This window comes from Paenibacillus sp. FSL H8-0034, assembly GCF_038000305.1.
In the GTDB taxonomy this organism is placed as follows: Bacteria; Bacillota; Bacilli; order Paenibacillales; family NBRC-103111; genus Paenibacillus_S.
In genome coordinates this window covers 2,054,839-2,067,762 of sequence record NZ_JBBOBS010000001.1, presented here as the reverse complement: position 1 = coordinate 2,067,762, position 12,924 = coordinate 2,054,839, and the positions used below count along the sequence as shown (strand labels likewise).

15 protein-coding genes are annotated in these 12,924 nt (G+C 47.2%); 3 read left to right on the top strand and 12 right to left on the bottom strand.

Going from position 1 to position 12,924, the window contains the following annotated elements:
- Positions 1–79: 79 nt before the first annotated feature.
- The 6 genes from NST47_RS09425 to NST47_RS09400 form a co-directional block, all read right to left on the bottom strand.
- On the bottom strand, positions 80–538 hold the full coding sequence (locus NST47_RS09425; protein ID WP_341159637.1) for a chemotaxis protein CheX: 459 nt from the start codon (positions 536–538) through the stop codon (positions 80–82).
- Between the two features lie 149 nt (positions 539–687).
- Positions 688–1,854 carry a PdaC/SigV domain-containing protein gene (locus NST47_RS09420; protein WP_341154904.1) on the bottom strand — a complete coding sequence of 389 codons (1,167 nt, stop codon included), beginning with the start codon at positions 1,852–1,854 and terminating at the stop codon, positions 688–690.
- Positions 1,855–2,087: 233 nt separating this feature from the next.
- On the bottom strand, positions 2,088–3,002 hold the full coding sequence (locus tag NST47_RS09415; protein ID WP_341154903.1) for an ABC transporter permease: 915 nt from the start codon (positions 3,000–3,002) through the stop codon (positions 2,088–2,090).
- Entirely contained in the window at positions 2,951–3,838 is an 888-nt protein-coding gene (locus NST47_RS09410; RefSeq protein ID WP_341154902.1) for an ABC transporter permease, read from the bottom strand. The genes NST47_RS09415 and NST47_RS09410 overlap by 52 nt, the downstream gene beginning before the upstream one ends.
- Positions 3,839–3,853: 15 nt before the next feature.
- Positions 3,854–4,846: an ABC transporter ATP-binding protein gene (locus NST47_RS09405; protein WP_341154901.1), complete on the bottom strand. Its 993-nt coding sequence runs from the start codon at positions 4,844–4,846 to the stop codon at positions 3,854–3,856.
- A 242-nt stretch (positions 4,847–5,088) separates the two neighbouring features.
- Entirely contained in the window at positions 5,089–5,655 is a 567-nt protein-coding gene (locus NST47_RS09400; protein WP_341154900.1) for a GNAT family N-acetyltransferase, read from the bottom strand.
- Between the two features lie 197 nt (positions 5,656–5,852).
- Here NST47_RS09400 and NST47_RS09395 point away from each other — a divergent pair, with 197 nt between their 5' ends.
- Both NST47_RS09395 and NST47_RS09390 read left to right on the top strand, forming a co-directional pair.
- Positions 5,853–6,083 carry a hypothetical protein gene (locus NST47_RS09395; RefSeq protein WP_076232156.1) on the top strand — a complete coding sequence of 77 codons (231 nt, stop codon included), beginning with the start codon at positions 5,853–5,855 and terminating at the stop codon, positions 6,081–6,083.
- 122 nt (positions 6,084–6,205) lie between these two features.
- A complete protein-coding gene (locus tag NST47_RS09390) occupies positions 6,206–6,595 on the top strand; it encodes a hypothetical protein (RefSeq protein ID WP_341154899.1) in 390 nt (129 codons plus the stop codon).
- Positions 6,596–6,923: 328 nt separating this feature from the next.
- Here NST47_RS09390 and rpmG read toward each other — a convergent pair whose 3' ends face one another.
- The 6 genes from rpmG to NST47_RS09360 form a co-directional block, all read right to left on the bottom strand.
- Positions 6,924–7,073, bottom strand: coding sequence for a 50S ribosomal protein L33 (rpmG, locus tag NST47_RS09385; RefSeq protein ID WP_341154898.1), 150 nt, complete (start codon positions 7,071–7,073; stop codon positions 6,924–6,926).
- A gap of 52 nt (positions 7,074–7,125) precedes the next feature.
- The gene (locus NST47_RS09380) at positions 7,126–8,340 is read right to left on the bottom strand and encodes a GTP-binding protein (protein WP_341154897.1); all 1,215 of its coding nucleotides are present in this window, start codon (positions 8,338–8,340) and stop codon (positions 7,126–7,128) included.
- Positions 8,341–8,486: 146 nt separating this feature from the next.
- Entirely contained in the window at positions 8,487–9,449 is a 963-nt protein-coding gene (locus NST47_RS09375; RefSeq protein ID WP_341154896.1) for a metal ABC transporter substrate-binding protein, read from the bottom strand.
- Positions 9,433–10,359 carry a metal ABC transporter permease gene (locus NST47_RS09370; protein WP_341154895.1) on the bottom strand — a complete coding sequence of 309 codons (927 nt, stop codon included), beginning with the start codon at positions 10,357–10,359 and terminating at the stop codon, positions 9,433–9,435. Before NST47_RS09370 ends, NST47_RS09375 begins: the two co-directional genes overlap by 17 nt.
- Positions 10,296–11,012 carry a metal ABC transporter ATP-binding protein gene (locus tag NST47_RS09365; RefSeq protein ID WP_341159636.1) on the bottom strand — a complete coding sequence of 239 codons (717 nt, stop codon included), beginning with the start codon at positions 11,010–11,012 and terminating at the stop codon, positions 10,296–10,298. The genes NST47_RS09370 and NST47_RS09365 overlap by 64 nt, the downstream gene beginning before the upstream one ends.
- Before the next feature lie 16 nt (positions 11,013–11,028).
- Positions 11,029–11,454 carry a Fur family transcriptional regulator gene (locus tag NST47_RS09360; protein ID WP_445667451.1) on the bottom strand — a complete coding sequence of 142 codons (426 nt, stop codon included), beginning with the start codon at positions 11,452–11,454 and terminating at the stop codon, positions 11,029–11,031.
- 370 nt (positions 11,455–11,824) lie between these two features.
- Between NST47_RS09360 and NST47_RS09355 the strand changes: the two genes are divergently transcribed.
- Positions 11,825–12,829 (top strand): CobW family GTP-binding protein, encoded by a 1,005-nt coding sequence (locus tag NST47_RS09355; protein ID WP_341154893.1) that lies wholly within the window; start codon positions 11,825–11,827, stop codon positions 12,827–12,829.
- The last annotated feature ends 95 nt before the right edge of the window (positions 12,830–12,924 follow it).

The window sequence follows — 12,924 nt, the reverse complement described above, 5'->3', positions numbered from 1 at the left end:
AGAATGAAACATTTTTTCAAAAAAAAGCGGTAGCTGTCCGTCAAGCCGGAAGCTACCACTTCTCTGTACCCGATTAGAATCAAACGATCAAAACCTGTATATCCAACTCACCAATTCCCTCCATTATTAAAGGAATCGTCAATGCTTTCTTGGGAATAAATCCAGCAGCATTAGCGGAATGAAGCAATTTCGGAGGCGTTATATCCACGCGTACTCCCTGATTATACAACATGGTGCTGGCATTACCACTGATCATGTTACCAAGCTCTGATATGGCGCTTTTGCTCATTTCGTCCATCTCGGTGACCACATAACCACCCATCATTGCGGAAACCATCTTCAACGCAACCTCTTCATGCAGACCGAATACGACATCTCCCTGCATTTCTCCTGTCATGCCAATCTGTATCCAGATAAAGTTCTCTACGAATTTGACATCCTTTATTCCCAGTTGTCCGGTAGAAGGACGAATATTGGCGACTTGCTCTATGACAATTCTAGCAGATTCCAAAAATGGATTGATGTATTCCGCCTTCATAAAATGATCTGGCTCCTTTGCGACAATATCACGAGTCATACATAGGTCTAATTTCTCCCTCATTATACCTACTTTTGTCGCAAAAGTATATAACTTTTGTCTTGAAATGCTGGAATATCAATGATTATGCAGGTTCCTGGCAGAAACGGTTAGCGAAATGCCGCATAGGGTATTTCAAATTCAGGCATACCGAAAGCGTACGCTGTGTATTCGTATGGATTAAAATAGATCACAACGCCGTTGTGTTTCAGAAAGTACGGACGGTCAGGCTCTATCGTCTTGAACGGCTCTAATAGACTCAATCCTGTGTTTGTATACTGTCTAATAATTTCATTATTAATAATCGACACATAATTGGCATTGCCACCTGCTACCTCTTGGAGTGTTAGCAGCTTACCCGTAGTGAGATCAAATGTATAAGGTACACGTTCAGTGATCCCATGCGCTCCACCCAAATATATATAATAATCGATATAGAGGCTTAGCCGCTTTTGTTCATTGTAGGTGATCTTATATACACCATCAAGGCTAACAGGAGGAATCTTGAATTTCGGATTATCGGCTTCTGCCTGTTTATTGTCGGCTGCTGCTTTGTCCATCAATACCTTGCTCGCCAAGACGTGAGACTCGACCTCCTTCTTCAAAAAAGTATTCAACTTTTGCTGAATACCGTCATCAGCCAAGCCACTGATTTGCGGATAGCTGACCTTCAGTGATAGTTCTGTACTGGATTCAGCGATTTGCACCGTTTGGTAAGTAAGCGGATTTTCCTGGATAGATTCAATACCTACCATACCCAACGCTGCATCGTAGGAAATCCCATAACCGACACTTTCGAGCAAAAATCGAAGCGGCACATAAGTCTTATCCTCCTGTACAATAGGCGGCAAGCCGTAAATAAGCTGGTCATTCAGCAAATAGGCACTATTATACTCCTTTAACTCGAACTTTAACATCCGCCCCCGCCCGCTCACGGTGACAGCTTGATTACCTGCATCGTAGCTTGTTTCCAAACCCAGCTCATCGTTCAGGGAACGTAAACCGATGTAAGTGTCACCCTTAACATTCGCGGTTGGAACCATCTTGCGCACCCCATCAATAAGTAAGGGATGGGAAGCAACCGTTATTCGTTCTCCTCCCAGTATGGCTGCGTACGCTTCGGACGGGCCTTGCAGGGTCAGACTAGTACCACCGCCTACAGCAACTGCCAGCATAAGCGCGAGTAGACCTTTTCTACTGCGTCTTCCCGATTTCTTCTTTGATTTTTCCTTATGTTCGCTTGGTATAAATGGTATTCTCTCATATTTGTCGTTCATTCTGTTTACATCCTCTCCATTTATGACAGGTTATGCTGCGTTTTATAGCAATTTAGCTTCCCAGTAAATTACCCATTTTAGCCAAATTAGAAGCGAATAGAGCATTTATTATAGCATAAACGGCAGCAGCGAACGTAGATCAGCAAGCCGACAAGGCCATAAATGCCATGAAATCTCGACGTTGATTACATCGCTGTTTCTTAATGATATCGGCTTCGCCTGGAAAGCCTGAATCACATCCGCATCCCCATCGAGTTACCTGAGCTGTATTTTTTCAGACCGTAATAAAAAAAAGCCGTCCCCACGATCGTCAAACCTGCAGCTACACCAATCGCCTGCCACACAAATACCGGTTCCATCGAACGCAGCAGACCTATTGGCAAATAGCTGATAAAGCCGGCAGGAATAACTGTAAACAATATCAGCTTCCCCCAGCCGCTAAATATGCCCGTAGGATACGTCGAAAAGGCCAGTAGCCCATTAAACACCTGCTGCCCGATACCCTCGGCATTCCCGATAAAAAAGGCAAGCGATTGTACAATGACGACGAAAAATATAAAAATCAACAGCGCAATAAGCAGGGCCAGCATGAATTTAAATATCCCCGCCAATGACGTATCCCCAAACAACCCATATACAAGCAGGGCAAACAGAACATCACCAATGGCTGAAACCGACATCCGGCTGATCAGAATATGCAGCAGCACCGGCTTCGGCTGGGACAGAAATACATCCAATTGACCTGACGCGATCAATGAAGCCAACCGGTAAGCATTGCCGAACAATACAGCCGACAAGCCAAACCCTCCTGCACTGACCGCCCACATCATCATAACGTCTTGCAGCGACCAGCCATTCACGACCTGGAACCTCTGGAAATACAATCCCCAGAACACAATCCACACCAAATTGTTCACTACCATCATGCCAGCAGTTAGCATAAAGCTGACCCTGAATTCCATCGCTCCGGCCAAGTTCAATTTCCAGCAGCCCCATACGAATGCCACAAGTCCTGCCACCTGCTTGACCACTTGGTTGTCCCCCTCTCTGACTTCACAGATCATCACCTCAGGTCCCACCTGACATCGACATACGTTTACCCGCCATTCACATTCAGCTTGCGAACACCCCGGCGATAAATCATCCATACCCCAGCCCCCAACAGCAGGATCCAGCACATTTGCGTGAGCAGCATGGGAGCGAGAGCAACATCGGCCCATTTTACAGCTGTTTTTGCTGGGAAATACAAGACCGTTTGGAAGGGCAGCCAGCGGCATACCTCCTGCAGCAGCTTGGGAAACAGCTCAAGAGGCATCAGCATTCCGCCAACCGTGAACAGGAGCTTATGGTACACAAATTCCAGTCCCCTTGTTTCTTCCACCCAGAACGCACAAAGAGCAAGAGCCATATTAAGCAAAAAATTAATCGTTATCGCACCAAGCGACATCAACAGGAAGCCCATCCAGCCCCAGCCAAAATCAGGCCATCCGAAGATCGCAACGCCAAGCAGCCCGCCTATGCTCAGATTAACAAGAAGTCGCACCGTAACCTCGCTAACATAACCTACATAATGAAATGCAATGTAGTTCAAGGGCCGCGTCAGCTTGTAGCCAACGTCTCCGTTCTTAACCTCTTCCTCCACCCTTGTCGCCAGACTCGGAAATGCTGTCGTCAGCGCCTCAGCAAATAAAATATACCAAATCATCTGTGCATAGCTGTATCCTTCAATAAGCGAGGTTCCTTCACCCTGATAAGTAACACTCCACAGCTGAATGAAAATATACATAATGAGAATAAGAAATATCGAGCGAATAAGGAAATCGTACACATAGGCAAAATGATTACGCAGTGTTACCCTGCCGATTGCTCCGTACTTAAACAGTTTGCCGACGAACGATACACGGGGGCCCGGCGGTTTGTCAATATGGGCAGCATGGGGATATGGGCCGTCTGCGCCTGTATGTTTATTCAACGCTTGCATCATCCGCGCGCTCCCCTCCTACTGGACGAATCCGGATTCTCTGGCATAAATATGGCTAATGATCTGATCCATCGGCGGATCTTCAATCGTAACATCGATAACCCGGTACTGGCTTACGATATGCGCCAGCACCTGCTCCATGCTGACAGCTGTCGTCTCGATAGACAGCTTTAGCGTGAGTCCGTCCTGCTGCAGCACTTCCACACCAGGAAAGCTGAAGCTTGCACCCGCCTCCTGAAGCTGCAGATGAATCGTCTTCACCGTCAGCAGCTCGCGCTTCATCCGTTCGACACCATCATCCAGAATAACCTCACCGTGGTTAATGACGACGACACGCTTGCATAACTGCTCCACGTCTCCCGCATCATGCGAGGTCAGAAAAACCGTCATGCCCTCTTCACGAATCATTTCCAGAATCAGCTCGCGAATTTTTTGCTTGACGATTACGTCCAGACCGATGGTCGGCTCATCGAGAAACACAATTTTGGGCCGGTGCAGCATCGCGGCAGCAATCTCACAGCGCATCCGCTCACCCAAAGACAGCTTGCGCACCGGAGTATGCAAATAAGGCCCAAGCTCAAAACGGCGAACCAGATCATCGCGACGGCTGTAGAAATCGGAACGCTTCAATTCGTAGATTCGACTCATCAGCTCAAAGGAATCCAACGGCGGAAGGTGATACCACAGCTGGGACTTCTGACCAAATACGGAACCGATATGATAGGCCAGACGACTTCTTTCCTTCCAGGGACAATACCCCAGAACCTGTGCTTCACCCCCGGACGGATGCAAAATTCCCGTGAGCATTTTGATCGTTGTTGATTTACCGGCACCATTCGGTCCCAGAAAGGCTAGCATCTCACCCTGCTCTACCTGCAAATCCACACTGCGTACTGCCAGCTTTTCCGTGTATTGGGGCTTGATCAGCGACTGCATGCTCCCCAATAAACCCGTTGCTTTACGTTTCACGGCAAAAGATTTGGTCAAGCCCTCTACCCGGATTGCATTCATCGTTTCATCCCCCTTTATTCCACTAACGCAGAAAAGACCCCGAGCAGCTTCGCCTTGGACAGGCGGAACTTACTCGAGGTCTTTTATCCCTACGGTGTAACGCAGCAGCCAGCTGCGTTCGACTTCGCTTGGTTCGAGCAGGCCATTGCTGACCCTCGGATCCCTAGAAGTCCTTCCACATAATTTTTACTATACTAACATCGAATGTAAATAATTACAATAAAATTATATATTTAGCATGTTCAGTGAACCTGATCTAGTCGCTTAATCATCCGATAAAAAAGATGTCCACTGACCTGAACAACCCCATCCTCGCTGTATCCCTGCTTAACATATAGCTGCTTGGCAGACGCATTTTCCTGATCTACAAGCAGCATAATTTTATGATGTCCAAGCTCTGTGGCCTGCTGTTGGAACAAGCGCAGCAGCTCGGTCCCGATGCCCCTGCCCTGATAGTCCGAATGAACAGCGATGGAATCCAAATAGTACTCATCCTCACGCGCTTCACGTTCAATGATTTGTGTTGTGCTGCCGATCGCGGCCAAACGTTCAAGAAATGGACGATCCAGCTCCGCAGCGCGGCTGCCGTGGTAAGCAAGCATAAAGGCAATCACTCGCTGATCCTCTTCCAGGACCAGCACATTTTCGAAGCTGATCCGGTTTCCCTTTTCCTGAAAAAACTGCTCCAGCACCTGCAGCGCATCCTCGACATCATCGGTTCCTGCCAGTGTGTGCACAATACCGCCTATCGCTGTATACATTAAACTGATAACAGCTGCCGCGTCTTCTTTTGTTGCCTGTCGTATCATGAAAATCCCTCCTGAAGCTTAACTTACACCATAGTGAACCACAACCATGATCGGTTTGCAAACTAGCACCCGTTGCTCAAATGGCATCACCTTAACAACCAGGGTCCAGCCTGCAGGCTGCCAACTCCCGAACCGTCCACACTTATTGCTTGCCAGTGCCATATCATACAGTATCACACGAAAAGGGGGTTATCCTTATGTCCGTTATTTCCAATTACAATAAATGTATCAAATATTTAAATCGGCGTGTCCGCATCAAATCCAGAAATGGAAATACCTATGTAGGAAAAATTGTCAAAGTCGATGGTAAAAGGGTCCATCTTAAGGTTACTTCCGTCAATGATGGCAAGAAAGTCCATACCTCATTTTTCCCGTTTATTATTCCGTTAGTCCTGTTTGATCTGCTTGCTATCGTATTATTATTTTAATCGTCGATTATGCCCTGATTTTGACAGCAGGTTGTGACAGTATCCTTAATGGACTTGCTGTACGATAGAGTTATCAGCGAATACGAGCTGATGAAATCTATGAATCAGAAGGAGTAGGTAAGGTGAGCATTATTGTATCCAATGATGATGAGTCGAAGCAGCAGACGATTCCCAAGCTCACGATGAAAATGCTCTATGAGCGAGTCAAGATACAGGAGCGGGAGCATGCGGCGCTTAAACAACGAATCGAGTCCATGGAGCGGCAATTGACAGAGCAGCAGCTGCTAATCGGGGAAGTCGCGGTTACGACGGAACGGCTTATGTGGATAAAATCGCTGAGCAGGGATAATGAATCCATCGAGGATTCGGAGACCATGCTGGAGACATCTACAGGTAAGGAAATGCTGGCAGAGACAGGAGCAGCGATTGCTCATGAAGCTGTCAAATACAAACTAATCCCTCGTTCCGAACGGCAAGTCGAGCCCAGGCGGAAGTTTTTGTGGTTCTTTTGAACACAACGACAAGGGTATCGGAAAAACAGAGTCAGACCGTGGCTCCACAACAGCCATCTCAAAGCACAGGCTCAAAACCAAATAGCCGAAGTAGGGAGCTAGGAACTCAGAAGCTGTAGCATGCTTCCGAATCTGTTGGCTCTTTTTTTTCATTCGAAACCCCTGATGATAATAAAAGCTCCTGATCGGAGCCTATTCGACGAAGATACATCCGTATTTTACATGCAGCTTTTCTTGCCATATCAGAATATTCAGCTCTGCTGAAAACTTATCCATTCTGATATTATAAAAAAACCGGACTTTGCAGCCCGGTCCCACGTTCCGGCTATTATCTGGTTTCGCGGTGAATGGTATATTTTTTTAATCGGGGGCTGTATTTACGCAATTCCATACGTTCCGGGTGATTTCTTTTGTTCTTGGTTGTCGTGTAGTTACGATCTCCAGTTTCCGTGCAAGCCAATGTGATGATTACTCGCAAGCTGTTCACCTCCTTCCAGTTCCGCTTTGCGGCCGTTGTAACCCTACATTCTTCATTGCTGAACGGTCTCTAATTCCGGTTCCAGCATATTCGGGAGCTCGTCAACGAACAAGGTCCAATCCTGATGCATTTCCTCATCCGTCAATAAACAGGCGTCCAGGGAGGAGACGATTTGTGCCTTGTCCATCTCAATACCGATAAATACAACCTTATTGATACGATCACCATGGACCACATCCCAAGTCTCATTCCATTCGGGATCCTCCAGCTGCAGTGCTGCTTGCTCCTCTTCAGGAAGCGCGGCAATCCAGTATCCGGCAGGACCAAATTGAACCGAAGGGCCCGCTTGGCTTATATTTTGTGCGTAATCATTACGCGTTGCCAGCCACATCATCCCTTTGGCACGGACAATCTCAGCTGGCCACTGCGCCATCCATTCCATTAATCGTTCCGGTTGAAAAGGTTTTGTCCGTTCGTATACAAAAGAAGTAATGCCGTATTCCTCAGTTTCTGGGGTATGTGAAGGTTTTTCCATTTCTTTAATCCAGCCTGCGGATACGCTTGCCTCGTCAAAATTGAATAAACCGGTATTCAGTATTTCTGCCGGGTCCACCTGCCCCTGAACGGAACGAATCAGCTTGGCACGAGGCTGCAGCTTACGGAGAATTTGTTCAAGCTCCAGCAGCTCGTCCTCTTCTACGCTATCGCACTTATTCAGTACGAGCACATCACAAAATTCGATTTGATCGATAAGCAGATCCACAACCTCGCGTGTATCGTCTTCCCCAACAGCCTGGCTGCGCTCCAGCAGTGTTTCGCCTGATGAGAAGTCATGCCAGAAGCGATAGGCGTCAACAACCGTAACCATACAATCCAGACGGCAAAAGCGGGTCAGATCAATCCCATGCTCCTCATCCATATACGTAAAGGTTTGCGCTACGGGAACCGGTTCACCAACCCCAGTGGATTCGATCAGGATATAATCGAACCGGTTTTCCTTGGCAAGCCTTTCAACCTCCCGAAGCAAATCCTCCCGCAATGTACAGCATATGCAGCCGTTGGACATCTCCACCAGCGTCTCATTCGTACGTGATAAACCGCCGCCGTTTTTTATTAGGTCAGCATCAATATTAACCTCACTCAGATCGTTAACAATAACAGCTACTCTCAGTCCATTTCGATTATTGAGTACATGATTAAGCAATGTGGTTTTCCCAGAACCGAGATAGCCGCTAAGTACGGTTACGGGTATTTGGAATGGTTGCATGGTCAGGCTCCTTTTATGTGTAATTATTACTATTATACACTCAGAAGAAAGACCGGAGAGAAAGGGGATACTGGCAATGTTAACCACAGCCTTTAAGCATTCCCCTTCAGCAGTAACCGGCCTTATCGAATAAGTTCTATAAAGAGTTATTCATTCAATGCTTTTTTCAAGGCTGCCAAATTATTTTTCATCACGCCGATATAATCCAGCTTGTTCTTCTTGTCTTCATCCGTCAAGCCTTCCAAGGGATTAAGCACATCGGTTTTGGCCCCTATTTCTTTGGCAACGGTAGCCGCCACTTTCGGATCAACCAGTGTTTCGAAAAAGATCGTTTTCACCTGCTTTTCCTTCGCGAACTTCACAATGTCTACCATTTTGTCAGGGGATGGCTCTTGTTCAGGCGATAGTCCTGCAATAGGCACCTGAGTCAAACCATACTCCTTGGCCAGGTAGGCAAATGCAGCATGCTGGGTTACGAATTCTTTACGTTTTGGACTTTTCAGATCTGTCTTGAAGGCTTGATCCAGATCCTTCAGCTTCGCTATGTAAGCATCGGCATTTTTCTTGTAATCGTCTTTATGGGTAGGATCGGCTTTTTCCAAAGCAGCCTGAATCGATGCTACTTCCTTTTGCGCCAGAACCGGGTTCAGCCATACATGTGGATCGTGATCATCGTCGTGATGGTGCTCTTCCTCCTTGGCAGGCGCTTTATGATCAGCTTCCTCTTCCTCCGGCAAGCCCTCCAACAGATCGATTCCCTTGCTGGCCTCCACCACAATTCTTTTATCATTAGCCGCACTCTTCAGGGAAGCCTCGACCCAGCCCTCCACAATCCCGTTATATACGAAAACGTCAGCCTCCTTGATCAGCTTCATCTCCTTGGCTGAAGGCTCCCAATCATGCGGTTCAACGCCTGAAGGGATCAAGCCGATCACTTCGGCATGCTCACCTGCCACCTGTCTGGTGAATTCAACCATCGGATAAAAAGATGCTGCGACCTTCAATTTCTTGCCGCTAAAGGACGTCTGCGAATCTGAATTCCCACACCCTGCAAGCAATAAGCTTGAGGAGATTGCCAATACAACTGTTGTTTTAAACCACGCGTTCATGATTCTTTCCCCCTGTTTCCTGAATAGATGGTTCTTTCATAAAACTGCGAGCCTCGCTATGAAGCTCTCTTTTCTGTAATTCCATACTCGTGTTATGATTTTTGCCTAGCTTGACGATACATTTTTTAACCACAATTCCGATTACCAGAAAAGTCAAAAGTACAAGTGCAATCGTACCACCCGGAGGGGTGCTCCAGGCATAAGAGGCCGTCAGTCCGCTGAATACGCCGATCAAGCCGATAACCATGGATAACAGCAGTGCAGCTACAAAGCTCGGGGCTATCCGGATCGCGAGTGCTGCAGGCAGAATGATCAAGGAAGAGACCAGCAGCACACCAACAATCGGCATAGCGGCAGCTACAATCATTCCCGTTAGAATACTGAAGGCTAGTGAAATCTGCTTGACTGGAAGACCGTTGGTTCGGGCTGTTTCCTCGTCAAACGTAATTTGGTATAAAGGTCTTCTCAGCGTATAAAAGAAAATCCCTCCGATTACAGCAACGCCCAGCATCATATAAAGCTCGGTTTCATTGACCGCTACCACCGAGCCAAACAAATAAGCAGAAAAGCCTTTGTTAATGCTTTGATTCAAGCTCATCAGAACAACAGCTGTAGACAAGCCGCCGATCATGATGATTGCAACTGAAATTTCACTGTAGGTTTTGTATGATCGCCGTACATATTCAACCGCAATCGCGCCAAGCACAGCTACAGCAAATCCCATTAAAGCCGGATTCACTCGCAGTACGGCACCCGCTGCCACCCCGGCCAGTGAAACATGCGACAGCATATCAGCCATAAGCGCCTGCCGTCTAAGCATTAAGTACACACCCAGCACCGAAGCGATTACTGCGATGATTCCACCGGCGCAAAATGCCCGCTGCATGAAGTCGTAGTGCAGCATTTCCATCCTCCGTGCTCCTTTCTTTCCAGCTCAATGATGCGATCCAGATAGTGGCTAACCTCTGACAACCCATGAGTGACCATGACAACTGTGCGGCCATGTGCGTTCACCTGATGGTGCATCAGTTCATAAAACCCGTATCGGCTTTCCTCATCCATACCGGTTGTTGGCTCATCAAGTATGAGCAAATCCGGCTGCTGCGCCAGAGCCCTGGCAATACACAGCCGCTGCTTTTGACCGCCAGACAGCTCGCCGATCTTCCGATGCCGCTGCTCCCACATGCCGACCTGACGCAGGGCACGTTCCGTGATTTCATGATCCTCAGGACGCAGCCTGCGCAGCCATGACCCTCTGGTATACCTGCCCGATAGCACGAATTCAAGAATCTTGCTCGGAAATCCACTGTTAAATGAAGCGACCTGCTGGGGGACGTAACCGACTGTCAGCTTGTTCCCATCCTTATTGTGAGTGGATAGCCGGACCTCGCCGCTCCATGGCTGCAGCAGACCAAGCACCAGCTTGAGCAGAGTGGTTTTGGAGGCGCCGTTGGGTCCCACTACGGCCACGAACTCGCCGGAAAATAGTTCGATGTTGACGCCATCCAGACTCGGGATGTCATGATAGCCAAACACCACTTTATTCATTGAAGCAAGCAGCATAATACTCATGTTCCTTTCAAACGGATACAATGTTCTGCAAGGGCTTGTTACCTTGTTGTTGACATTCCTCGCAGTATCCGTATATTTCAAATTGATGCTTCACCACCTGAAAATGCGCCGGAAGATTCGTCAGATGCTCCAGGGGGCAATAATCGAGCGGATAGATGTGATCACAGGACATGCATATCAGATGATGGTGATGATGCTTATGTCCATCGCAGCCCAGTCGGAATTTCATTCCATCCTCAAAATTAAACTGCTCCAGCACTCCCAATTCCTGCAATAATCTAAGGTTGCGATAGACGGTATCAAAGCTAAGTCCATGGTGCTTCATTTCCAGACTCTGATAAACTTCCTTCGCTGACAAAAAGCCGGATGCTTCTGCAAATAATCGCGCAAGCGTTCTACGCTGTCCGGTAATTCGCAGTCCATGATTGGACATCACCTGAATCGTACGCTCCACGCCTTGATCGATCACAGTACATTCCGCCTCCTTACTAATAAGTAATTATTACGATATGGTCGCTAAAAGAAAAGCTGCCGCATTGGGAAGCCGATTCGATGAGAACCCTCGTATGACATACCATAAATCTACATCTGCATAACCAAAAATGTTTAATAGTAATTATTACTTTTTTCATTCTATCAGCTGTGTGTGCTTTCGTCAATGATTTAATCGTAATTATTCCATTATGAGGGTTTATAACTATACAGCATAATTATGGTTTGACAAATATTCATGACCATTATATGATTTTAATTGTAATAATTACATTTAAATAAAACCATCTTCCATACAAGGAGTGCATTCCATGCCAGCTGTAGAACAAGTAGATAACCGAATTCCTGTAACCGTATTGACCGGATTTCTTGGCGCCGGCAAAACTACACTGCTGAACCATGTGCTTAACGCACAGCACGGCCAAAAAATTGCCGTTATTATTAATGAATTCGGTGAGGTCGGCATTGATAATCAACTCGTTGTTGGGGCTGATGAAGAGATTGTCGAAATGAATAACGGCTGCATCTGCTGCACCGTCCGTGGTGATCTTATTCGTATTCTGAGTGAACTGATGGAGGCTAAGCAAGGAAAAAGCAGTGCGCGTAAGGCTGACTTTGATCGTGTTCTGATTGAAACTACAGGCTTGGCTGATCCTGCTCCTGTTGCCCAGACCTTTTTTGTGGACGAGCAAATGGCTGAATTTTATAAGCTGGATGCGATCGTTACCGTTGTCGATGCCAGACATGCCGGACAGCATCTGGATGAAGGACATGAAGCTCAGGAGCAGGTAGCTTTTGCCGATGTACTGCTTGTTAACAAAGTGGATTTAGTATCCGAGGAGGCGCTGCATAAGCTGGAGCAACGCTTGGTCACGATGAACCCGTCAGCCAAGCTGTATCGGACGAACCAATCGCAGATTCACATGGATCAGATTCTCGGGATTGAAGCTTTTGATTTGGCTACCAAGCTGGAGGTGGACCCAGGCTTCCTAGAGGAAGAAACTCATGACCATGATGATAAGGTATCCTCTGTTTTCTTCCGTGAAGAGCGTCCCCTTGATCTGAAAAAGCTGGAGATGTTTTTGCAGGAATGGCTGGAGGATCATGGTCCCGATACGTTTAGATACAAAGGTGTTCTATATATTAAAGGGGTAAAAAAACGTGTCGTGTTCCAAGGTATTCACATGCTGTTCAGCTCATACCCGGATCGTGACTGGAAGGACAATGAAACGCCGCTCAGCGAATTTGTGATCATCGGCAGAAATCTTGATGTTGAGTGGTTTCAAACACGCTTCGCAGGCTGCGTAGTCCATTAAACAGCTTCCTGCTAGGCCGCTCGACGGAAACTGGGCACAGTCATGCAAGTTATTGTTCCCCAGCTGCAGCATGACAAAAGGCTGTCCCTTGGACA

Bases quoted from the DNA above. Each gene is read 5' to 3' on its own strand.
- NST47_RS09425 (WP_341159637.1), bottom strand. From the start codon at position 538: ATGAAGGCGGAATACATCAATCCATTTTTGGAATCTGCTAGAATTGTC.
- NST47_RS09420 (WP_341154904.1), bottom strand. From the start codon at position 1,854: ATGAACGACAAATATGAGAGAATACCATTTATACCAAGCGAACATAAG.
- NST47_RS09415 (WP_341154903.1), bottom strand. From the start codon at position 3,002: ATGGATGATTTATCGCCGGGGTGTTCGCAAGCTGAATGTGAATGGCGG.
- NST47_RS09410 (WP_341154902.1), bottom strand. From the start codon at position 3,838: ATGATGCAAGCGTTGAATAAACATACAGGCGCAGACGGCCCATATCCC.
- NST47_RS09405 (WP_341154901.1), bottom strand. From the start codon at position 4,846: ATGAATGCAATCCGGGTAGAGGGCTTGACCAAATCTTTTGCCGTGAAA.
- NST47_RS09400 (WP_341154900.1), bottom strand. From the start codon at position 5,655: ATGATACGACAGGCAACAAAAGAAGACGCGGCAGCTGTTATCAGTTTA.
- NST47_RS09395 (WP_076232156.1), top strand. From the start codon at position 5,853: ATGTCCGTTATTTCCAATTACAATAAATGTATCAAATATTTAAATCGG.
- NST47_RS09380 (WP_341154897.1), bottom strand. From the start codon at position 8,340: ATGCAACCATTCCAAATACCCGTAACCGTACTTAGCGGCTATCTCGGT.
- NST47_RS09375 (WP_341154896.1), bottom strand. From the start codon at position 9,449: ATGAACGCGTGGTTTAAAACAACAGTTGTATTGGCAATCTCCTCAAGC.
- NST47_RS09370 (WP_341154895.1), bottom strand. From the start codon at position 10,359: ATGGAAATGCTGCACTACGACTTCATGCAGCGGGCATTTTGCGCCGGT.
- NST47_RS09365 (WP_341159636.1), bottom strand. From the start codon at position 11,012: ATGCTGCTTGCTTCAATGAATAAAGTGGTGTTTGGCTATCATGACATC.
- NST47_RS09360 (WP_445667451.1), bottom strand. From the start codon at position 11,454: ATGTCCAATCATGGACTGCGAATTACCGGACAGCGTAGAACGCTTGCG.
- NST47_RS09355 (WP_341154893.1), top strand. From the start codon at position 11,825: ATGCCAGCTGTAGAACAAGTAGATAACCGAATTCCTGTAACCGTATTG.